The organism is Aromatoleum sp. (genome assembly GCF_032027225.1).
Classification (GTDB): domain Bacteria; phylum Pseudomonadota; class Gammaproteobacteria; order Burkholderiales; family Rhodocyclaceae; genus Aromatoleum.
The window spans coordinates 18178-38106 of the sequence record NZ_JAVSMM010000024.1 but is presented as its reverse complement, the minus strand read 5'-3'; the positions used below and the strand labels follow the sequence as shown (position 1 = coordinate 38106).

The window sequence follows — 19929 nt, the reverse complement described above, 5'->3', positions numbered from 1 at the left end:
TCGAGCGTTCATTTGCGAAATCTCCAACTGGCGACACCGAGCGGTGCCACGATCCACGCGAGCATCACCAGGGTGAGCAGCCACGGCTCCGCCAGCGCGCGGGGGAAAACAGTCGCGAGTCCGTACAGCGTCCGGACGTCGTCGAGCGTGAAGATGTTGAGAATCCGGAAGACGTCCGCCGGATTGAGCAATAGCAGGTATGGAAGAGCGTCGCCGCCGTAGCTGCCGCCGGTGACGACGAGTACGCCGAGCAGCAGCAGGTCGAACACCAGCACGAAGAAGAACCAGGTGGCGATCGCGAGGCCCGACGCGCGCGTGCGGTCGGAGGCGAACACCGACAGCATCACCGCAATGCTCAGGAACGCCATGCCGAGGAGCACCGAGCTACCGACGAAGCCGAAGAAGTGGAAGAGGGCGGTGAGATCGAGTTGCGCCGACAGGACGATCGCGACGAGGCCGAAGCCGACGACGGTCGAAAAGGCGAGCGCCGCGGCGAGTCCGAAATACTTCCCGAGCAGCAGTTCGGGGCGGGTGATCGGCATCGACAGCAACAGGTCGAGCGAGCCCCGTTCGCGCTCGCCGACGATCGCATCGAAGCCGAGCACCAGCGCAATCAACGGGATCAGGTAGATCACGAGGCTGACGAGGCTCGCGATCGTAACCTCGATCGAGCGGAAGCCGACGGTGCCCTGCTGTGCCGCGCCGAAGTAGGCGATGACGAGCGCAAACGCTGTGAACACCAGCGCGACGGCGAGCACCCAGCGGTTGCGGATGCGGTCCCAGAATTCCTTGGCGGCGATCGTGCCGATTTGTCGCGGGTCCATGCTTCTAGTCCGAGAAACCGAAGAACACGTCTTCGAGCGATGGTTCGTGAACGTGGAGGTCGACCATCTTTTCGCCGAGCGAGGCGAGGGCCTGCATCACCACCATCTTCTGGTCTCGCCGGCACTGCACGGCGACGTGGTCCTCGCGCGCTTCAACCGCGAGCACCGGCAGTTCGCACAGCGCCGCGCGGACGCTTTCGAAATCCGGCGGCGCGAGCCGCACGCGGAACCACAGCGGCAGATCCATCTGTTCGCGTAGCGCCTGGACAGTGCCCGTGGCCTGCACTTTGCCCGCCGCCATGATCGCGAGTCGGTCGACCCGTTCCTGGATCTCCGCGAGGATGTGCGAAGTCAGGATCATCGTCACGCCGTCGGCCTTGAGGCCGCGCAGGATCAGGTAGAACTCGCGGATCGCCTCGGGGTCGAGGCCGGTCGTCGGTTCGTCGAGGAACAGGATCCGCGGCCGTCCGAGCAGGGCCTGCGCGAAGCCGAGACGCTGACGCATTCCTTTCGAATACTCGCGCACACGCCGGTTCGCGGCCGCCGCGAGGCCGACCCGCTCGAGGGCTGCGCCGCACTCCTTCGCTGGCACGCGCTTCAGGCGGGCGAAGAAGTGCAGGGTTTCGAGTCCGGTGAGATTGTCGTAGAGGACGACGTTTTCCGGCAGGTAGCCAACCGTCCGCCGCACTTCGCGGAAGCCGCTACCGGTCACGGGGGCGCCGCCGATGCGGATGTCGCCCGAGGTCGCAGCGATGAGGCCGAGCATCATCTTGAACAGCGTGCTCTTGCCGGCCCCGTTGTGTCCGATGAGCCCGAAAAGCTCGCCCCGAGCGACGTCGAGGTCGACGCCGTCGACGGCACGGACGGACCCGTAATGTTTCGTCGCACCGCGCACGGCGACGACGGCGTCGGTGCCACGCTCAGCGGCGGCTGGGAAAGTGCCTGCCAATCCAGTTTCTCCAGTGTTCGTGCTTCGGTCGCATCAGCGGATTCGGGTCGACGACGCTCGGCGCGCGCAGCAGCGGAAATTGCTGCCCGACCAGGCGCAGAGTCTGCACGGCCGGGCTCGCGAGCAGCAGTTTCATCAGCGGGTGCTGCCACGAAAGACGGTCGACGAGATCGTTCGCCTCGTACGGTATGTCCCCCACGCCGTCGCCGTCGCGGTCCCAGCCCAGATAGTTGCTCCAGTAATTGCCTTCCTTGACGCCCCAGGGCTCGTCACGCGCAGCGACGAAGCGGACCTGCTCGCGATTGCTGATGAAATCGTTGCGCTCGACGACGTTGTTCTTGGACCCCGCCCACAGGTGCGCGCCGACGATGTTGTCGACGACGAGATTGCCCCGCAGTGTGTTGTACTCGGCGTCGTAGATGAAGAAACCGCGCTGGTTGCCGGCGACGATGTTGTTCTCGATCACCGAGTCCTGAATCGTCCGCAGCATGATGCCGTGGTCCGAGTTGCCCCAGGCCCGGTTGTTGCGAACCACCTGATTGCGCACCTCCATCAGCGCGAGGCCACCGCGATTCCTATAGACGTCGTTGTCCTCCCACAGGTTGTGGTAGGAGTTCATGTAGTGCGTGCCGTAGCGGCTGTGGTGCAGGCGATTGCCCCGGAACACGGCGCGGTGCGAGACATCGACATAGAGCGCATCGCGCACGAAGCTGATGTGGTTGCCGATGATGCGCGCGCCGGTCGTGTTGTAGAGCTGAATGCCGTTGCCGCGCTGCGCGGAGCGGTAGTCGCGCTTGCCGGTGATCACGTTGCTCTCGATCAACACGTCGTTCGCCTTTTCGATCCAAAGCCCGAACAGGTTGTACGTGAGCTCGCAGTTGCGAACGATCGCACGGTGTGCGCCCGGCCGCAGGTAGATGCCGGCGTTCTGCTCGCCGAGGTGATCGCCGGAATCGCGCACGATCAGGCCCTCGATGATCACGTCCTCGCCGGTGACGCGGATCGTATCGCCCTTCATCCCTCCGCTTAGCGTCGGACGGTCGATTCCCTTCAGCGTCAGCGGCTTCGCGATCAGCAGGTTCTCGACGTAATGGCCGCGTTCGACTTCGATTACATCGCCCGTTGCCGCGCGTTCGATCGCCGCCTGGATCGACTCGCCGGGGGCGACGCGCAGCGTGGCGCCGTGCACCGTGCCATGAACGAGAAGTGCCGCGCACAGCGCGAGTTTGAACAGCGAATGGCGCATCGGCACGGCCTAAAGTACAAGCAGGCCCAGCGACTTGAACGCGAGGAACAGCGTCGCACCGATCAGCAGGTTCTTGAAGCCGACGTAGCAGATCATGTCCATCGTGTTCGCGACACGATAGCGCCGGCCCCACCACGGACCTTCCTTGACGTAGGGCTTGGAACCGAGGCGCACGACGACTTCGAAGACGCTCCAGCCGAACCACCAGCCGATCACTGCCCCGGCGGGCAACTCGCCCATCGCGGCGAGCACCCATGCGAGGCTCGCCGCCAGCGCGAGCGCGAGGCTCGCGGCCTGGATGGCGCGCTGCCGTTGAAAGCCCTTGCGGCTCCACGGCCACAGGTGGTCCCAGATTTCGGCGCCGAGGATCGCGAACGCGCTGTCCCGGTGCGGGTAGGGCGTTGCCGGATCGGTCGGCATTGTCGGATTGACCATTGTCGTAATCTCCAGATCTCGTCGCGATCAGGCCGCGGATTTCGCTTCCGAAACCGATGCCGGCTTGATCGGGATGTAATAGCCGTCCTTGCCGATCGGGGTCAGCGGCAGGCCGGCCTTCGTGCGGCGCTTGCGCTCCTGCGACAGTGCGGGGCAGGCGCGCTCGTCAGTGTAGAGAACCATGCATTCGAGGCAGTGCAGGCACTCACGCTGGTCGATACGTCCGTTCGCGTCGATCGCCTGCGCTCCGCAAGCCACTTCGCATGCCTTGCAGGAATTGCATTTCTGTTTGCGGTCGAGACCGAACCAGCGGAACGTCGAAGGCATCGCGAGCGACGCGCCGAGCGGGCACAGGTACTTGCAGAACGGCCGCTCGATGAAGATCGACAGTCCCAGAATGCCGGCTGCAAACAACGTGTAGGGCCAGCTGCGGTTGAACAGGCCGACGAGGAAGGTCGTCTTGAACGGCTCGACCTCGGCAAGCTTCTCGGCAAGTCCCATCGAGAAGAACGACACCGCGAGCAACCCGAAGAACACCGCGTACTTCACCCACTTCAGGCGGTCGTGCCATTTGCGCGACAACTGGAACTGGAAGCGCTTCAGGCCGACGACGCTGCCGAGCTTGTACAGCAGTTCGGAGAGCGAGCCGAACGGGCACAGCCAGCCGCAGAAAAGGCCGCGACCCCAGACGAACACCGTGACGATGATGAAGATCCAGAACAGGAAGATGAACGGGTCGGTCAGGAACAGCTCCCACTTCCACTGGAACAGCAGCGCGTGGAACCAGGTCAGCACCTGCGTGATCGACGGCTGCGCGAGCAGTCCGAAGCCGACGAAGCCGATGCTCACGACCCACGCGGTGTATTTGAAGATATTGACCGGCCACTTGTTCTTGTGCGTGGAACGCCGCGTGAGGCGGTCGCGGAACGCGTACGCAGTGCCGACGCCGAGGAGCAGCGCAGCGAAGAGCCCGATCTCGACCGCGCGAGTCTTCCACACGCGGACCCACGGCGCGTCCGGCTTGACGACCTTGGGTCGGCCGCCTTCGAGATAGGCTGCCGGCAGCCAGTACTCTTCGTCGAAGTTGGTGAAGCTCTTCGTACCGGTCGCACGGTCGATGCGGTTGCCGAGGAACACGAACTTCCACGGATAGGCGGCCGAGAACGACTTCGAGCGAATGATGAAGATCGAGGACTCGGTGAACTTCGGCGCGCCGGGAGCAGCGAGGCCGTACAGGTTCACGGAGTCGAGATCGCGGAACGTGAAGGCGTCGGCGCCCTGGCGCACCTGCACGCGGTCGTAGATACCGCCGCGCACAAAGCCCGAGCCCTTGAAGGATTCATGGCCGCCGCTGCGAACCACGAACAGCGCATGTTCGCCGTCCTTGAGCCGGCTCATCAGGCTGCGCCACGGACCGTCTCCGAGAACGGCGCGACCGATGTCGGGCTGATTCAGGTACCCGAACCACAGTTCGACGAACGGCTCGGAGCCGCGCGGAAGGCCTACCTGCTCGGGTTTCACGACGAGACGCTTGACGCTGCCGTCCTCGACGAGCTTCGCCCAGTCCGCCTTGACGCCGGTTTCGATGAACTTGGCCTGCTCGCGAATCGTCGGCTTCAGGATCCCGACCTGCCGCGCGACGGCGGTGCCCGAAGTCATCATCACCTGGTTCTGGGCGATGACGGTGACGGTAGCACCCGTGATGGCGTCGAGCCCGATGATGTCCTCGTCCGGGCGCGCGGCGCCGACCTCGATGTTGCTGCCGACGAACTTGCCCAGATACTGCTCGTTGAACTTGATCAGCGCCGATTCGGGGATGCCGAGCAACAGAATCGGCTCGGAGTGCTTCAGGATCTTGACGCCGGTGAAGTGGCCCTGCAGGTCCATACCGATCAGCGTGACCACGGGTTTGCCCGAATACGCGGGCGTGTCGGTGATGTCGGTCGACAGCATCACGTAGCCGAGTTTGCGCTTCGCACCGTTCTCGTCCGCATAGCCTTCCACGTACGGAGGCTGTCCCTTGCGCTCCGAGAAGGATGTTGCACCGGGCAGCACGTCGCCGCAGGGCACGTAGTCGCACATCTGCGGGGCGGTGCCGAGTTGGTCAGGGAGCTTCGCCTCGTACGCGTCGGCGAGCGACCCGGATGCGGGCAGCACTAACGCGAGGGAAAGAAGAATGTTCCGAAATACAGCCGGGAAGTTCATCACAGTTCCGTTTGCGGGTGTGGCAATAGTCTAGAAAACCCTACCCGGTGGGTAATTGTTCCTGGTCAATTAATACATTAGCGACTTCTGAAACAGCAAAAAAAACGAGGGGCGCGCAGCCCCTCGAAACGATCACCCCATCGGTTTCCCCCAGTAAGGGGGCGGGTGTTGCACCTGCCGGAAACGAAGTCGATCCGGCAGGTCTTGCGAGACGGAAGCGAGACCGCTTACGCCTCGACAATCATGCGGCTGCGCATTTCGAGGTGCAGCGCGTGGCAGAAATGGGTGCAGTAGCACCAGTAGACGCCCGGCTGGTCGACCTTGAAGGTAACCGACTTCGTCTCCTGCGGACTGACGGCGAAGTTGATGTCGTGCTTCGGAATCGCGAAACCGTGCGTCAGATCCTCGACCTTGTCGTGGTTGGTCAGGATGATCGTCACCTCGTCGCCCTTCTTGACGCGGAACTCCGGCAGGCTGTACGCCGGCGCCTGACTCGTCAGCTTGATCGTGACCTTGTTGCCTTCGCGGGTCAGGCCAGACTCCTTCGGGTCCTTCACCGCGTTCGGGAAGTCGTTCATGTCGTAGATCTGGCGCGTCTTGATGATGTCGCGGCGGATCACGATCGAATCGTGCGGTTCCGACGTCACCGAGTGGTCCGCAAGCAGCACCATCTTGTCGCCGCTGATGTCGATCATCTGCGCCGTCTCGGGATGCAGCGGCCCGACCGGCAGGAAGCGGTCCTTCGAGAACTTGTTGTCGGAAATGAAGTACTGGCCGTCGGCTTCCTTCGTCTCACCCATCGACGTGAAGCCGTGGCCCGGCTGGTAGTGCACGTCGAGACGATCAACGACGGGAACCGCCGTCTTGTCGCCCTGGAACGACTTGATCGCCGCATCGAGGTTCCACTTGACGATCTGGCTGTCGAGGAACAGCGTCGTGTAGGCGTTGCCCTTGTTGTCGAAGCCGGTATGCAGCGGGCCGAGGCCGATTTCCGGCTCGGCGACGACCGCCTCGCGGGCCTCCTTGAGCTCGCCGTCGAACCACTTCAGGACCTGTTCGTGCGAAATGAGGCTGGCCGTCGGCGACAGCTTGCCCGAGCAGGCGTAGTACTTGCCGTCGGGGCTGGTGTTGACGCCGTGCGGGTTCTTCGGGATCGGCACGTAGCAGGTGAGAGCGGTCTTCGGATCGGCGTTCGCTTCCTTGCGACCGTCAACGACCGGGACTTTCGAACTGCCAATGTGCGTGACCTTGCCGGCCTTGACCGCTTCCTCGATGCGCGCGACGTTGAAGAACAGGCACGCGTCCCATTCGCCCGCCATCATCTCGGGGTAATGGATACCCATTTCGACGTTGTACTGGTTCGTCGCGGCAAGCTTGCCGTCGTACGAGGTCGCGACGAGGTCGCAGTTGCCGTCGATCAGCACTTGCCAGCGCACTTGCATCGTTTCGGCGTCGACGCAGGTGAAGAGCGAACGGTAGGCCGCCGTGTCGTCGAGGCCGTGGCCGTCGTTCGGGAGCGGAATCGAGAATTCGGCGCCGCAGAACACGCGCGTCGTATGGTTGACCGCTGCGTCGACCGGGTCGCGCTTGTCCGGGAAGGTTCCGTGGAAGCCCTGGACGTTCGGCAGGTCGGTGATCTTGTCGCACTCCATCGTGTCGAGGCGGATGCGCGCGAGACGGCTGTGGATCTTGTCGTTGACGAAGATGTATTTGCCGTCGTAGGTGCCGTCGGTGTACGACGGATGCACGTGGTGCGTGTCGCCCGTGATGTACTTCAGGCGGCCATCAGGCCGCGTGCCGACGATCGCCTTCGACTCGTTCGTGATGCCCCAGCCGGACATGCAGTCGACGTTGAACACCGGGATGGATTTCAGCTGACGGCCCGAGGGCAGGCCGTAGATCCGCACGTCACCGGAGTGGCCGCCGCTCGAGAACGAGTAGTACGTGTCGAGCTCACCAGGGGGGACTTCGATCTTGTGCGCGCCGGCCGCAGCAGTCGGCGCGGCGGCCGGTGCGTTCTGGGCCGGGGCGGGCGCCTGTTCCTGCTTGCATGCGGACAGGCCGACGGACAGGCCGGCGCCGGCGAGACCGGCGAACGCGGCGGTGTTGAGGAACTTACGACGGCTCGCGTCCGGCTGGCCGTCAAGCTTTTGATCCTGGTGCTGGCTCATTTAGTCGACTCCGTTTTACAAGGTGATCGCTTCTTCATCGACGCTCGCTCATCCTTGCCGGCAGGACGGGACCGTCTTGTGATTACGTACAGGTGGCGCACGGGTTGCATTGGGCGCACGCGGGACTTTAGGTCAACGGGTCCCATGACTCCTTGACCAAGATTAAGGAAACCCGGTAGTCGAAGGGGACTTGTAACCATGCCGGCGGGCAGGACATGGTACAAAGCTCAGGCCGGCGACAGCGACACGAAGATCATCAGCAGCAGCGGGATCCACAATACGACGGCGACGCTGTACACCATGTAGGCGACATGCAGCGTCTCGAGGTCGTCGGCGATCCGCAAGTGATTCCGGATGTCGCGGTGGAGCGAGCGCAGCGCGACGGCGTGCGCGAGCAGGTGAGCCGCGACGAGGGCCGCGAGGCTCGGAATCGCGAGGACGATTGCCGACGCCCACAGCGGCGACGCGGTGCGGGCAGCGAGCAGGTAGGCTTGCGCCGGCGAGGGGCGCGATTCGGGCGCGGGTGCGGTCAGGCGCAGCATGGCGGCGACGAGGGTCACGGTGGCGAGTTCGGCGACGAACACGAGCAGCGCGATCCATTCCCAGTTCGCCGACAGCGGGTCGAGCCGGTAGACCTCGGGGTGATCGCGCATCGCGAACATGATCATGAGCGGCGGAATCGCCGCGAACGGCAGCACGGTGCGGACGAGCGTCGCGGTCCGCGAGGGTGTCGAGGGGGGCAAAGGGGTCTCCGTCGGCCCGGGGTCAGGCTTCGGGATCCTGGACGATTCCGTGTTCCACCGCAAATACCGCGGCCTGCACGCGGCTTGTGAGGTTGAGCTTGCGCAGGATGTTCTGGACGTGGATCTTCACCGTGCTCTCGGCGAGTTGCAGTTCGCGCGCGATCTCCTTGTTGCTCTGACCGCGGGCGATGAAGCCGAGGATCTCGCGCTCGCGCGGCGACAGCTTGTTGAGTTCGGACGCGACGGCCGTTTGCGCCGGATTCGCGCGGGGCTGCAGCTCGCCGCGCACGCCCATCAGGAGCTTGCCCATCATCTGCGGCGAAATGAGCGATTCGCCTTCGACGGCCTTGTGGATCGCCGAGATCAGGGTTTCGGCCTCGATGTTCTTCAGCAGATAACCGCAGGCGCCGGCGCGCAGCGTTTCGATCAGATCCTCGGCGTCCTCGGACACAGTGAGCATCAGCACGCGCGACGTGGGCGACTCCTCGGTCATCATCGCCGCAGCGTCGCGACCGGACAGTCCGGGCATGTGCAGGTCGAGCAGCACGACGTCCGGCTTGAGCTGACCGGCGCGCTTGACGCCCTCCATGCCGTCGCCCGCCTCGCCGACGATCTCGAACTCCGCGTGGCGCTGCAACAGCGACTTGATGCCGCCGCGGAAGAGCGCATGGTCGTCGACGAGAAGCACGCGGATCGGATCTGGCATCAATGGATTTCCTTGTACAGGCGGGGGAGTTCGAGTCGGACTTCGGTTCCGTTGCCGGGCGAAGAGCTTACCGCGAACTGGCTGCCGATGCGTGCGGCCCGCTCCCGCATGATCTGCAGCCCGATGTGCGCCTCCCGCGCGGCGGTGCTCCGATCGGCTTCGTCGAAGCCGACGCCGTCGTCACGCACCGTAACGAGGAGCCCCTCGACGCCGCGCCGCAGCGCGACTTTTACCGAACGCGCGTTCGCGTGCTTGCGCACGTTCGACAGCGCCTCCTGCACGATGTAGAGGATCTGCGTTTCCGCCTCCGGGTCGAGCGGCGCGGCGTCGCCTTCGATCTTGAGGTCGGTCGCAATGCCGGTCTGGTCGGCGAGGCGCCGCAGCGTCGCGGCGATCGCCATGCCCAGATCCTGCTTTTCGACCCGCGTACGGAAATGCACCAGCAGCTCGCGCACGTCGTCGTAGCTCTCCTGCACGCCCTGACGGAGCATCGCCAGCGTGTCGCGGGCTTCGCGCGGTTCGTTGCGGTCGAGCGCGTCCTCGAGCATCTGCACCTGCAGGTTCATGAACGCGAGGCCTTGCGCGATCGAGTCGTGCAGTTCGCGCGCAAGCAGGTTGCGCTCTTCCGACACCGCGAGCTCACGGCCGCTCGCCTGCAGGCGCTGGTTCTCGATTGCGATGCCGAGTTGCTGGCCGAGCGCCTCGAGCAGCAGCTGGTCCGAGTCGGACAGCGGCCGCATGTCGGTGAAATACAGGTTGTAGATGCCGAGAGTCTGCTTGCCCGCGGTGATCGCGGTTGCGGACACGACCCGGAAGCCGGCCAGCCGACAGCCGCCGAGCGTCATCAACGCCGTCGGACGGTCGACCTCGCAGACGAACGACGCGCCGCGGCGCGCCGCTTCGCCGCAGACGCAGTCGCCGCAGTCGAGCACCGCCTCGCGCATGATGAAACTCTCGTCGAGCCCGCACTGCACCGTCAGGCATAGGTTCTGCGAATTCTGGTCGAGCAGCCGTGCCGAACTCGCACGCGCGCCGAAGGTCGCCTGCACGCGTTCGAGGAATCCCTGGCACAGGCCGTCGACGTCGTTCGGTTCGCGCAGGAAGCCGCCGATGCTGTAGAGGATTTCGAGCTCGCGGTTCTTTTCGGCGAGGCTCTGCGTCTTCGCCGCGACGCGCTCCTCGAGGGTTGCGTAGAGGCCTTGCAGGTGCACCGCCATGCGGTTGAAACCTTCGGACAACTCGCCGAATTCGTCGCTCCCGAGGACAGGCACGCGCGCGTTGAAGTCGTCCTGTTCCATGCGCTTCATGCCGTCCTGCAGCTCGGTTACCGGTCGGATCACGAGGACGAAGAAGAAGCGGATCAGGATCAGCGTACCGATCACGGCCAGCGCGATCAGCGAGACCTGGGACGCGCGCAGGATGTCCGTGTTGCGCGCGTAGCTGCGTTCCATCTTCAGCACGACATCGTTGATGCCGCTGACGAAGGTCTTTACCGTGCGATCGAATTCAACGAGGTTCGACGTCAGCCGGCCCGGCTCGGGTTCGAGCACGATCGCGTCGAGCACCGGACGAATCTGCGTCGCCCAGAACTGCGCCATCCGTTCGACGTCCCCGGGAATGCCGGCGTCCTTCGGGATGAAAAGCGGCCGTTGCGGATTGCCGCGCCGCAGTTCGTCCAGGACCCGCTCGAAATCGTCGAGCTCCCGCCGAAGCCGCTCGGCGAACGCGAGCGGCTCGGTGAGCGAGCTGGCGTTCGCCCGTGACAGCAGCTGATCGATGCGGTACGCGCGCATCCGCAGGCTGCCGGCGTCGTTGATCGCGGCGGCGGCGCCCTGCAAATGCCAGGACATGAAAAGCGTCAGCCCGATCGCAGTCAGCGCGACGAGGAAGAACACCAGCAGGATGCCGGTGATCTTCGTCGCGATACTGGTACGGGCTGGCAGCATGGGTGTGACGGGTTGGAGCAGGGGCCAAGACTACGTTGCTACCGGCACCGGGAGCAAGGCCGGGCGGCAGGTTTGCCGCCCGGCGATCGGCATTCACGCCGATGCGGTCGCCTTCACGCGGCGCTTCGAGCGGACGATCTGATAGGCGCGGCCGACATAGGAGACCGGCGCGGTCAGGATGTGCACGAGGCGAGTGAAGGGGAACAGCAGGAACACGGTCATGCCGAGGAACATGTGCAGCCGGAACACCGGCTCGACGTTGGCGAGCAGCGACGGTTGCGGCTGCAGCGTCAGCACGCTCTGCACCCAGCCCGACAGCGCGAGCATCACGTCGGGGTTGCCGTGGTTCGCATGGCCGATCGACACCGGCAGCGTCGACAGCCCGACGAGCAGCGTGAGCATCAGCCAGCTGAGGATGAACGCGTCCATCCGGCGGCCCGCGGCGCGCACCCGCGGGTTGAACATGCGGCGCAGCCAAAGGATCGCGCCGCCGATCAGGCACATCGTGCCGAACACGCTGCCGGCGATGATCGCGAGCCACTGGTGGTCCATGTCGGACACGCCGAGCGCGATCCACAGGGCGTGCGGCAGCACGAGACCGGCGAAATGCCCGGCGAAGATCGACAGGATGCCGACGTGAAACAGGTTGCTCGCGAGCCACACGTTGTTCTTCGACAGCAGCTGCGTCGAGTCGGTCTTCCACGTGTATTGCGCGTTGTCGTACCGGACCCAGCTGCCGACGACGAAGATCGTCAGCGCGATGTAGGGATAGACCCCGAAAAAGAAGTTCAACAGGTTCATGAATGTCTCCTCAGGCGGCCAGACGGGCGAGGCTGCCCTGTTTTTCGATGATCCGGATCAGCGGTGCATACATGCTGTCGGACTTTTCCAGGTTGTCGGCGAGCATCTTCAGCACTTTCGCGACGTCGGCGAGGAACACGCGCGCCTCGTCGAGCCACAGCGTCGAGACGAACTCGAGGATCACCGGCAGGTAGTCCGGCAGTTCCTTTTCGTCGGCCTTCAGCCCGTAGCTGCGGTAGAACTCGCCGAGGTCGATCAGCGCCGGCCCGCGCGACTTTTCCTCGCCGAAAATGTGATGCGTCAGATGCAGGCTGTGCTCGGCGGTAAGGTCGAAGTTCTGCACGTACGCGCCTTGCAGGGCCATCGGGTCGGCGTCGAGCAGCGTCGTGACGAAGCTCGCGATGGTTTGCAGTTCGACCGCGCTGAACGCGTCGGCCTCGTCGAGGCTTTCGACGAACGCGAACGAGCTCTTGCCGGCCGACTCGCGCAGCGACGCGAGGAACTCGTCGGACGGGTAGTCGAGCAGGACCGATAGCAGGCGGAAAATTTTCATCGTCGTCTCCTTCAATCGCGGGGTTCGGCGACCGGGGCCGGCTGACGCGGCTCGGCGGACGTCGTGCGGCGCTCAGGGAACAGCGAGAAGGTCCCGTGCCCCTTCGACGTGTCGGCGCCGAACGTGAAACCGTTCTGCCCCTGGAACGCGTGGTAGTCGTCGAGGCGGATCTCCTCGTGCGCGGTCGGTACGACGAAGCGGTCCTCGTAGTTCGCGATCGCCAGATAGCGGTACATCTCCTTCGCGATGTTTTCATCGATGCCGGCGCGCTTGAGCGGGCCGAGATCGGGCTGGCCGTCGACGTGCACCGAGCGCATGTAGGAGCGCATCGCGAGCAGGCGGTTGAGCGCGGTCGTGATGTACTCGGTCTTGCCGGCGGTCAGGAGGTTCGCGAGGTACTGCACCGGCAGGCGCATCGCCTCGGCCTTCGGGATCACGCCGTCCGCTTCGGTCGGCAGCTTCTTCTGGTCGATCTGAGACTGCACCGGCGAGAGCGGCGGCACGTACCAGATCATCGGCAGGGTGCGGAACTCGGGGTGCAGCGGGAAGGCGATCTTCCACTCGACGGCCATCTTGTAGATCGGCGACTTCTGTGCGGCGTCGATCCAGCTCTGCGGCACGCCGTCCTTGATCGCCTGCTCGATGATCTTCGGGTCGTACGGATCAACGAAGAGGTCCAGATGCGCCTTGTAGAGATCCTGCTCGTTATCGGTCGAAGCGGCGTCGAGCAGCTTGTCGGCGTCGTAGAGGATGATGCCGTTGTAGCGGATGCGGCCGACGCAGGATTCGGAACAGACCGTGGGCAGGCCGGACTCGACGCGCGGGTAGCAGCCGATGCACTTCTCGGCCTTCGACGATTCCCAGTTGAAGAACACCTTCTTGTACGGGCAGCCGGAGATGCACATCCGCCAGCCGCGGCAGCGGTCCTGGTCGGCGAGCACGATGCCGTCTTCCTCGCGCTTGTACATCGCGCCCGACGGGCAGGACGCAACGCAGGCGGGGTTGATGCAGTGGTTGCAGATGCGCGGCAGGTAGAGGTGGAAGGTATTCTCGAACTGCTTGTACATCTCCTTCTGCATGTTCGCGAAGTTGGAATCCTGGGCGCGCGCGGCGAATTCACCGGCGAGGTCGTCTTCCCAGTTCGGGCCCCAGGTGATCTTGTCCATCTTCTCGCCGGTGATCTGGGACACCGGGCGCGCGGTCGGCGCGGCTTCGGACAGCGGCGCGTTCTGCAGGCGCGCGTAGTCGTAGGTGAAGGGCTCGTAGTAGTCGTCGATCTGCGGCATGTTCGGGTTCGCGAAGATCTGGATCATCTTGCGAATCTTGCCGCCAGCCTTCAGCTCGAGCTTGCCGTTGACCTTTTCCCAGCCGCCTTTCCACTTCTCCTGGTCTTCCCAATTCTTCGGATAGCCGATGCCGGGCTTGGATTCGACATTGTTGAACCAGGCGTACTCGATGCCCTTGCGGTTCGACCAGACGTTCTTGCACGTCACCGAGCAGGTGTGGCAGCCGATGCACTTGTCGAGGTTGAACACCATCGCGAATTGCGCGCGGATTTTCATTTGATTCTCCTAATTCCTTTTGCCTTGTGGGCCGAATGCGGGTGAGGTCGTCTCGGTTGGCCGTAGGGGGAAGCGCGAAGCGCCTTCCGCCGCATGTGCTTCCGTGGGCCCATGCGGCGGATGACTACGCGGCTCATCCGCCCTACGTGCTACCGAATCACCGGGGTCCGACCCCGACCGGATTCCGCTGCTGCTCGCGTTCCGGCGTCAGCGGGCGCTCCAGCCAGTCGATGTCCTGGTCCGCGATCTTGTGCAGCACGACGACCTCGTCGCGCTGGCAGCCCACCGTGCCGTAGTAGTTGAAGCTGTACGCGAGCTGCGCGTAGCCGCCGACCATGTTCGTGGGCTTGACGATCACGCGCGTCACCGAGTTCAGGATGCCGCCGCGCTTGCCGGTCGAGGGCGAGCCGGGGACATTCACGTTCTTCTCCTGAGCGTGGTACATCAGCGCGACGCCGCGCGGCACACGCTGCGACACGACCGCGCGCGCCATCGTCGCGCCGTTGGCGTTGATCGCCTCGACCCAGTCGTTGTCCTTGAGGCCGATTTCCTTCGCGTCGTCTTCCGACACCCACACGTACGGGCCGCCGCGGAACAGCGACAGCATCCGCAAGTTGTCCTGGTAGGACGAATGGATGCCCCACTTCGAGTGCGGCGTCAGCCACGACAGCGTCAGGTGCGGCTTCTTCCTGACCGAATCCGGGATCAGGTTCTGCGCCTTCATGTCGACCGGCGGACGATAGGCGCAGAAGCCTTCGCCGAAGTCGAGGAACCACTCGTGATCCTGGTAGAAGTGCGCGCGGCCCGTGAGCGTGCGGAACGGGATGTGCTCGTGGATGTTGGTGTAGCCCGCGGTGTAGCTCACGGTCTCCGACTCGATCCCGGACCAGGTCGGCGCGGTGATGATCTTGCGCGGCTGGGCCTGGATGTCGCGGAAGGTGATCTTGTCCTCGTGACGGCCGGCGTACAGGTGATGGTGGTCGATGCCGGTCTTCTTCGACAGGGCCGACCACGACTTGTGCGCGACCTCGCCGTTGGTCTCCGGCGCCATGCGCATCACCGCGTCGCACACCGAGATGTCCTCTTCGAGCGACGGCATGCCGAACGAGATGCCCGGCAGCTTCACGGTGTAGTTGCACTTCTTGAGCTCTTCGTATTCCTGGTCGGTGTTCCAGTCGATGCCCTTGACGTTGTTGCCGAGCTTCGTCATCAGCGGGCCGAGCGCGATGTACTTCTTGTAGGTGTTCACGAAGTCGCGCTCGACGAGCTTCAGGAGCGGCATCGTCTTGCCCGGGATCGGCTCGCACTCGCCCTTCTTCCAGTCGCGCACCTCGCCCAGCGGGGTCGCGAGCTCGAACGGCGAGTCGTGCTGCATCGGCAGCGCGACGACGTCCTTGACGACGCCGAGGTGCTTCTCAGCAAGCTCCGAGAAGGTCTTCGCGATCGTGCGGAAGATCTGCCAGTCCGACTTCGACTCCCAGCCCGGCGTCACCGCTTCCGACAGCGGGTGGATGAACGGGTGCATGTCGGTCGTGTTGAGGTCGTTCTTCTCGTACCACGTCGCGGTCGGCAGGATGATGTCGGAATAGGCACCGGTCGAGTTCAGGCGGAAGTTGATGTCCACCATCAGGTCGAGCTTGCCGACGGGCGCTTCCTCGCGCCACTTCACTTCCTTCGTGCCCTTGCCGTCGCCGCCTTCCTGCAGCACGCCGTTCTGCGCGCCGAGGAGGTGCTTCAGGAAGTACTCGTGGCCTTTCGCCGACGAGCCGATCAGGTTCGCGCGCCACACGAAGAGGTTGCGCGGCCAGTTCTCTTCGGCGTCCGGGTCGGCGAACGCGACGTCGAGCTTGCCGCTCTTCAGCTCATCGACGATGTACTTCGCGACGCCGGCTTCGTCGGTCGCGCCGGCCTTCTCGGCGGCGGCGACGAGTTCGAGCGGGTTGCGGTTGAAGTGCGGCGCCGACGGCAGCCAGCCCATGCGCGTCGCGGCGACGTTGTAGTCGGCGAGCTTGTAGCCCTTGTTCTTGCCCTTCGCCGCCGGCTGCAGCAGGTCGTCCGCGTCAATCGTCTCGTAGCGCCATTGGTCGGTGTGGAAGTACCAGTACGACGTCGAGTTCTGGTGACGCGGGGGACGCTGCCAGTCGGTCGCGAACGCGATCGGCGCCCAGCCGGCCTGCGGACGCAGCTTCTCCTGGCCGACGTAGTGCGCCCAGCCGCCGCCGCTCTGGCCGACGCAGCCGCACATGTGCAGCAGGTTCATGATCGACCGGTACTGCATGTCGTTGTGGTACCAGTGGTTGATCGCGGCGCCCATGATGATCATCGACTTGCCGCGGGTCTTCGACGCGTTCTGCGCGAACTCCCGGCCGGTGCGCTCGATGTCGGCAGCCTTCACGCCGGTCACTCGCGCGGCCCAGGCGGGGGTGTAGGCGACGGTCGCATCGTCGTAGGACTTGGCGACGTTCTCGCCGCCGAGCCCGCGGTCGATGCCGTACTGCGCGACCTGCAGGTCGAACACGGAGGTCACATAGACCGTCTCGCCCGAGGCGAGCGTCAGCTTGCGCGCCGGGACGTTGCGGTACAGCAGGCCGGGCTCGCCCGGCTGGAAATGCGGGAAGCCGACCGAGACGACCTCGTCACGACGCTCGATGCAGGACAGCTCGGCTTCGATTTCCTGCTGCGTCGCGGCGTCCTTCGGCAGCAGGTTCCACTTGCCTTCCTCGCCCCAGCGGAAGCCGATCGAGCCGTTCGGCGCGACGTAGGAGTTGGTACGCGAGTCGACGACGATCGTCTTCCAATCGGGGTTGTTCGCTTCGCCGAGGTTGCCCTCGAAGTCGGCCGCCCGCAGGTTGCGGTCCGGCACGAACGCGCCGTCGTGCGCGCGCAGAATGACCTGCATCGGCAGGTCGGTGTACTTGCGCGCGTACTCCTGGAAGTAGGGCTCCTGGCGGTCGATGAAGTATTCCTTCAACGCAACGTGGCCCATCGCCAGGAAGGCCGCGGCGTCGGTGCCTTGCTTGACCGGCATCCACAGGTCCGCGAACTTCACGTACTCGGCGTAGTCGGGCGCCATCGACACGATCTTCGTGCCCTTGTAGCGGACTTCGGTCGCGAAGTGCGCGTCGGGCGTGCGCGTCATCGGCAGGTTCGCGCCGGTGATGATGACGTAGGTCGAGTTGTACCAGTCGGCCGCTTCCGGCACGTCGGTCTGCTCACCCCAGGTCTGCGGGCTCGCCGCGGGCAGGTCGCAGTACCAGTCGTAGAACGAGCCGCAGGCCGCGCCGATCAGCGACAGGTAGCGCGCGCCGGCCGCGTACGAAATCATCGACATCGCGGGGATCGGCGAGAAACCGTAAATGCGGTCCGGGCCCCACTTCTTGATCGTGTAGATGTTCGCCGCGGCGATGATCTCGTTGACTTCCTTCCAGTCGGTGCGCACGAAGCCACCGAGGCCGCGCACCTTCACGTACTTGTCGCGCTTGGTGTTATCGGCCTGGATCGCCGCCCACGCTTCGACCGGATCCTTGCCGGTCTTGCGCTCGGCGCGGTACAGCTCGAGCAGCCGCCCGCGGATCATCGGGTGCTTGATGCGGTGCGGCGAGTACAGGTACCAGGAGAACGAGGCGCCGCGCTGGCAGCCGCGCGGTTCGTGGTTCGGCAGGTCCTCGCGGGTGCGCGGATAGTCCGTCTGCTGCATCTCGAACGACACCAGGCCGTTCTTCACGAAGATCTTCCACGAACAGCCGCCGGTGCAGTTCACGCCGTGCGTCGAGCGCACGACCTTGTCGTGGCGCCAGCGGTTGCGGTATGCGTCCTCCCACTGGCGGTCTTCATGAGTAACGATGCCGTGCCCGCCGGCGAAAGTGTCCTTCACCTGGTCGAAGAACTTCAGTCGATCGAGAAAATGACTCATTGCTTGCTCCTGTCAATCCGTTGCTTGTCGGTCCGTGCCCGGTTCTGCCGGTTTCGCTGCGGAAACGGCGTCAGCCGTCGGGCCGCGGCTGCCACCGGAGCGGTTCCGGCAGCGGGCACTCGTTCTTGAAAATCTCTGTGGGGGTCAGGGGTTTTGGATGTAGGCGTTCTTGCGCAGGTAGAACCACCAGTTGAGGACGAGGCAGGCGGCGTAGAACACCGCGAAGCCGTACATCGCGTTCTCCGGCGTGCCGGCCTTGATCTGCCCGCCGATGACGACCGGCGCGATGAAGGAACCGTAGGCCGCGATCGCCGAGGTCCAGCCGAGCGCGGGGCCGCGCTGGTCCTGGTCGAAGACGAAACCGATGGTGCGGAAGGTCGAGCCGTTGCCGATACCCGAAGCCGCGAACAGCAGGATGAAGAGCAGCATGAACACGAGGAAGTAGCTCTCGGGCGTGGACGACTGATACGCGAGATGCATCACGTAGCCGGTCACCGCGGACGCACCGACGAGCACGACCGAGATCACCTGCGTGACGATCGAGCCGCCGAGCTTGTCCGAGATCCAGCCGCCCACGGGACGGATCAGCGCGCCGACGAAGGGGCCGATCCACGCGTACATCAGCGCGGAGGGGCCGTTCGGGTTCTTCGCATGCACCCAGGCGTTGGTCGCCGCGTCGAAGGTGTGCGTGTTGCCGAAGATCACCGTGATCGACAGCGGCAGCGCCATCGAGAAGCCGATGAACGAGCCGAAGGTCACGACGTAGAGCGCCGTCATCGACCACGTGTGCTTGTTGCCGAAGATGGCGAACTGCTTGTTCAGGTTCGTCTTCATCTCGCCGGTGGCGACCGCCTTCAGCGCGAACAGCGTGCCGAAGATCACCAGCGGCAACACGATCCACATGCCGTTGCCGGCGAGCAGGCCGGAGCCGGTCGGGGCGGGCAGGTAGAGATACAGGCCGATGCCGGTGACGGCGATGGCGATGCCGTACATCAGCAGGATGCGGCCCATCGCCGCGCCGGTCGAGCCGGTGTTCGGCGACACGACCTTGAGGTTGTTCAGGCCGAACCAGCCGACCACCGCGAGCGGCACGAGGAGCAGCAGCCACAGGAAGCCGGCGTTCTGCACGTAGGTCGGCGTGCCGGCGGCGATCTTGCCAATCAGCGTCGCCGAATCCTTCGTGAGCGGAATCGCGTCGCCGCCCAGCGCGCCGAACAGGCCCAGCGTCATCACCGCGGGGATCAGGATCTGCGAGGTCGTGACGCCGAAGTTGCCGAGGCCGGCATTCAGACCCAGCGCCGTGCCCTGGAGCCGCTTCGGGAAGAAGGTGCTGATGTTCGCCATCGAACAGGCGAAGTTGCCGCCGCCGATGCCCGACAAGAGCGCCATCAGCTGGAACACCCACAACGGCGTGTTCTTGTCCTGCAGCGCGATGCCGGTGCCGAGCGCCGGGATGATCAGCAGCGCGGTCGTCAACCACACGGTGTTGCGTCCGCCGCAGATACGGATGAAGAAGGACGCGGGAATGCGCAACGTCGCGCCCGACAGGCCCGAAATCGCCGCGATGGAGAACAGCTGATCGGGGGTGAACGGGAAGCCCGCGTTGGCCATCTGCACCGTGATGATTCCCCACATCAGCCACACCGCGAAACCGCACAGCAGGCTCGGGATCGAGATCCACAGGTTGCGGTTGGCGATGAACTTGCCGGTGTGGGCCCAGAACTGTTCGTCCTCGGGGCGCCAGTCGGCGATGTCCGGACCGCGCGGACGTACGCCCGGCTGGGTGCCGACGCGTCCTCCGGCCGGGCTCGGGACCGGCGGAATCGGGCGAAGGTTTGCAGGTGCCATCGATTTGCTCCAGTTCAAAGGGTGCGT

At 64.7% G+C, this 19929-nt stretch carries 14 protein-coding genes; all 14 read right to left on the bottom strand.

Translation table 11 applies throughout. From position 1 onward, the window contains the following. Positions 1–8 precede the first annotated feature (8 nt). The gene (locus ROZ37_RS19910; protein ID WP_312662278.1) at positions 9–824 is read right to left on the bottom strand and encodes an ABC transporter permease subunit; all 816 of its coding nucleotides are present in this window, start codon (positions 822–824) and stop codon (positions 9–11) included. A 4-nt stretch (positions 825–828) separates the two neighbouring features. Further along, positions 829–1773, bottom strand: coding sequence for an ABC transporter ATP-binding protein (locus ROZ37_RS19905; protein ID WP_312662276.1), 945 nt, complete (start codon positions 1771–1773; stop codon positions 829–831). Continuing rightward, a complete protein-coding gene (locus tag ROZ37_RS19900; protein WP_312662275.1) occupies positions 1745–3019 on the bottom strand; it encodes a nitrous oxide reductase family maturation protein NosD in 1275 nt (424 codons plus the stop codon). The genes ROZ37_RS19905 and ROZ37_RS19900 overlap by 29 nt, the downstream gene beginning before the upstream one ends. Positions 3020–3028: 9 nt before the next feature. Beyond that, positions 3029–3454 (bottom strand): transcription regulator, encoded by a 426-nt coding sequence (locus ROZ37_RS19895; RefSeq protein WP_312662273.1) that lies wholly within the window; start codon positions 3452–3454, stop codon positions 3029–3031. A 27-nt stretch (positions 3455–3481) separates the two neighbouring features. Further along, entirely contained in the window at positions 3482–5659 is a 2178-nt protein-coding gene (locus ROZ37_RS19890) for a 4Fe-4S binding protein (RefSeq protein ID WP_312662271.1), read from the bottom strand. A 227-nt stretch (positions 5660–5886) separates the two neighbouring features. Further along, positions 5887–7830: a TAT-dependent nitrous-oxide reductase gene (gene nosZ / locus ROZ37_RS19885; RefSeq protein ID WP_312662269.1), complete on the bottom strand. Its 1944-nt coding sequence runs from the start codon at positions 7828–7830 to the stop codon at positions 5887–5889. Positions 7831–8057: 227 nt separating this feature from the next. Next, the gene (locus tag ROZ37_RS19880; protein WP_312662268.1) at positions 8058–8573 is read right to left on the bottom strand and encodes a hypothetical protein; all 516 of its coding nucleotides are present in this window, start codon (positions 8571–8573) and stop codon (positions 8058–8060) included. Between the two features lie 22 nt (positions 8574–8595). Then, positions 8596–9279 carry a response regulator transcription factor gene (locus ROZ37_RS19875; RefSeq protein ID WP_312662266.1) on the bottom strand — a complete coding sequence of 228 codons (684 nt, stop codon included), beginning with the start codon at positions 9277–9279 and terminating at the stop codon, positions 8596–8598. Next, positions 9279–11225 carry a type IV pili methyl-accepting chemotaxis transducer N-terminal domain-containing protein gene (locus tag ROZ37_RS19870; RefSeq protein ID WP_312662265.1) on the bottom strand — a complete coding sequence of 649 codons (1947 nt, stop codon included), beginning with the start codon at positions 11223–11225 and terminating at the stop codon, positions 9279–9281. Before ROZ37_RS19870 ends, ROZ37_RS19875 begins: the two co-directional genes overlap by 1 nt. A 93-nt stretch (positions 11226–11318) precedes the next feature. Then, the gene (gene narI, locus ROZ37_RS19865) at positions 11319–12026 is read right to left on the bottom strand and encodes a respiratory nitrate reductase subunit gamma (RefSeq protein ID WP_312662264.1); all 708 of its coding nucleotides are present in this window, start codon (positions 12024–12026) and stop codon (positions 11319–11321) included. A gap of 10 nt (positions 12027–12036) precedes the next feature. Further along, entirely contained in the window at positions 12037–12579 is a 543-nt protein-coding gene (gene narJ, locus ROZ37_RS19860) for a nitrate reductase molybdenum cofactor assembly chaperone (protein WP_312662262.1), read from the bottom strand. A gap of 11 nt (positions 12580–12590) precedes the next feature. Continuing rightward, positions 12591–14141, bottom strand: a complete 1551-nt coding sequence (gene narH, locus ROZ37_RS19855) for a nitrate reductase subunit beta (RefSeq protein ID WP_312662261.1) — start codon at positions 14139–14141, stop codon at positions 12591–12593. Positions 14142–14298: 157 nt separating this feature from the next. After that, positions 14299–18054, bottom strand: a complete 3756-nt coding sequence (locus tag ROZ37_RS19850) for a nitrate reductase subunit alpha (RefSeq protein WP_312662259.1) — start codon at positions 18052–18054, stop codon at positions 14299–14301. Between the two features lie 144 nt (positions 18055–18198). Next, positions 18199–19902 (bottom strand): MFS transporter, encoded by a 1704-nt coding sequence (locus ROZ37_RS19845; protein ID WP_312662256.1) that lies wholly within the window; start codon positions 19900–19902, stop codon positions 18199–18201. Positions 19903–19929: the final 27 nt, after the last annotated feature.

What these genes read in the sequence shown, in the direction of transcription:
- ROZ37_RS19910 (WP_312662278.1), bottom strand. Translation starts at nt 824, where the DNA reads ATGGACCCGCGACAAATCGGCACGATCGCCGCCAAGGAATTCTGGGAC.
- ROZ37_RS19900 (WP_312662275.1), bottom strand. Translation starts at nt 3,019, where the DNA reads ATGCGCCATTCGCTGTTCAAACTCGCGCTGTGCGCGGCACTTCTCGTT.
- ROZ37_RS19895 (WP_312662273.1), bottom strand. Translation starts at nt 3,454, where the DNA reads ATGGTCAATCCGACAATGCCGACCGATCCGGCAACGCCCTACCCGCAC.
- ROZ37_RS19890 (WP_312662271.1), bottom strand. Translation starts at nt 5,659, where the DNA reads ATGAACTTCCCGGCTGTATTTCGGAACATTCTTCTTTCCCTCGCGTTA.
- nosZ (WP_312662269.1), bottom strand. Translation starts at nt 7,830, where the DNA reads ATGAGCCAGCACCAGGATCAAAAGCTTGACGGCCAGCCGGACGCGAGC.
- ROZ37_RS19875 (WP_312662266.1), bottom strand. Translation starts at nt 9,279, where the DNA reads ATGCCAGATCCGATCCGCGTGCTTCTCGTCGACGACCATGCGCTCTTC.
- ROZ37_RS19870 (WP_312662265.1), bottom strand. Translation starts at nt 11,225, where the DNA reads ATGCTGCCAGCCCGTACCAGTATCGCGACGAAGATCACCGGCATCCTG.
- narI (WP_312662264.1), bottom strand. Translation starts at nt 12,026, where the DNA reads ATGAACCTGTTGAACTTCTTTTTCGGGGTCTATCCCTACATCGCGCTG.
- narJ (WP_312662262.1), bottom strand. Translation starts at nt 12,579, where the DNA reads ATGAAAATTTTCCGCCTGCTATCGGTCCTGCTCGACTACCCGTCCGAC.
- narH (WP_312662261.1), bottom strand. Translation starts at nt 14,141, where the DNA reads ATGAAAATCCGCGCGCAATTCGCGATGGTGTTCAACCTCGACAAGTGC.
- ROZ37_RS19850 (WP_312662259.1), bottom strand. Translation starts at nt 18,054, where the DNA reads ATGAGTCATTTTCTCGATCGACTGAAGTTCTTCGACCAGGTGAAGGAC.
- ROZ37_RS19845 (WP_312662256.1), bottom strand. Translation starts at nt 19,902, where the DNA reads ATGGCACCTGCAAACCTTCGCCCGATTCCGCCGGTCCCGAGCCCGGCC.